General features: G+C 59.0%; 3 protein-coding genes and 1 pseudogene. 3 read left to right on the top strand and 1 reads right to left on the bottom strand.

Annotation, left to right across the window (positions count from 1 at the left end; all coding sequences use genetic code 11):
* From JCM12296_RS40830 to JCM12296_RS34885, 3 genes are all read left to right on the top strand, one after another.
* Positions 1-196, top strand: a 196-nt coding sequence (locus tag JCM12296_RS40830; protein WP_172684274.1) for a hypothetical protein, incomplete at its 5' end; no start/stop codon positions are given.
* A gap of 184 nt (positions 197-380) precedes the next feature.
* Complete coding sequence (locus JCM12296_RS34880) at positions 381-569, top strand: ferredoxin (protein ID WP_054702787.1); 189 nt, start codon at positions 381-383, stop codon at positions 567-569.
* 75 nt (positions 570-644) lie between these two features.
* On the top strand, positions 645-1,160 hold the full coding sequence (locus JCM12296_RS34885; RefSeq protein ID WP_054702790.1) for a methylated-DNA--[protein]-cysteine S-methyltransferase: 516 nt from the start codon (positions 645-647) through the stop codon (positions 1,158-1,160).
* Between the two features lie 22 nt (positions 1,161-1,182).
* On the opposite strand, the pseudogene JCM12296_RS40835 reads toward JCM12296_RS34885, so the two are convergent.
* Positions 1,183-1,364, bottom strand: a pseudogene (locus tag JCM12296_RS40835) (tRNA (adenosine(37)-N6)-threonylcarbamoyltransferase complex transferase subunit TsaD); the annotation flags it as partial.

Here is a 1,364-nt window from a genome sequence, read left to right on the forward strand (position 1 = left end):
CGACCTGGCTCCCTTTACCGCGCTGGCCGAAGCGGCTGCCGGCGGAACGGGCGTCACCGTCACGCTGCTGGCAGCCATGGATCGCGATCCGACGGACGTCATTCGTGCCATGGCGCCTTTGGGCATCCCCGGGGTGGAGAAAAAGAAGGCGGCGCAGCCGATCCGTCACACCCTGATTTTGCTGGTGCAGAACTGACCTGAAATCAGCCGAAATGCCCAACTGGCGTGCCATCGGCGGCGATTTCAGGGCCGGTGGAAAAAAAGATTTTCAACGCTTGACGGGCTGTTTTATTTAGTATAAGCCCTTTTCCATTATACGAGAACAGCTGTTGATAATTGGATCAACACGAATTGAACCTAATTGAAAGGAGGCTTGTAACATGGCTTTTACCCCGACCGTTGACGAGTCAAAATGTGTAGGCTGCGAAGAGTGCGTCGATGTTTGTCCTGTGGAAGTATTTGAAATGCAGGATGAAAAATCCGTTCCGGTGAACGCAGAAGAGTGCCTCGGCTGCGAAAGCTGCGTGGAAGTGTGCGAGCAGGACGCCATCACCGTCGAAGAGACCTAATTCTTTGCGGCGATCAACAAGATGATCCACCCCCGTCGGATTCATCCGCCGGGGGTTTCTTTTTAGAGGCCCCGTTTGAAGCGCTACCATATCGTCGAGACTGCTTTTGGCTATGCCGCGGTGGTCTTTGGCGCCCAGCCGTTCCGGCTGCTGGCGGTCCATCTGCCGCGGACAGACCTGGATGCGCTCTGTCAGCCCCTGGATGAGCAGTTCGCCGCGATGGACAATGCCGATTCCCAGGCACTGGCCGTCGGTGCCAGCCTGGTGCGCTACTTTGACGGCCAACGCATCGATATCCCGTGGCCGGTGATGGATCTCTCGGTGTTCACCCCCTCACAACAGGCCGTTTACCGCGCCGTGACGACCATCCCCTACGGTCGGACGGCGGCCTACGGCCAGGTGGCCATGATGGCCGGTTTTCCTCGGGCGGCTCGCTTCGTGGGGACCTGCATGGCCAACAATCGTTATCCGGTCTTTATTCCCTGCCATCGCGTGATCAAGAGCGACGGCACCATCGGCGGATTTGGCGGTTCCGCCGGCGATACCGACCTGAAGCGGCGCATGTTGGCGCTGGAGTCCCGGAGCGCCTGAACCTTTTTTTAAAAATCCGTTTTCACGCCGGTCTGAATTTTATGCGTGAGTAAACATCGTCATCCATGCCGGAGTGCTCTCCCGCCGCCAGGCGGTGATAGCCCACGACGGCCACCATGGCGGCGTTGTCGCCGCAAAGATCGATGGCCGGAATGTGAACCTGGATGCCGGCCGCGCCCGCGTCCCGGGTGATCGCCCGGCGCA

It is taken from the genome of Desulfosarcina cetonica JCM 12296, assembly GCF_001311845.1.
Classification (GTDB): Bacteria; Desulfobacterota; Desulfobacteria; order Desulfobacterales; family Desulfosarcinaceae; genus Desulfosarcina; species Desulfosarcina cetonica.

Excerpts from the sequence above, each read along its gene's own strand:
- JCM12296_RS34880 (WP_054702787.1), top strand. The coding sequence starts at position 381 with ATGGCTTTTACCCCGACCGTTGACGAGTCAAAATGTGTAGGCTGCGAA.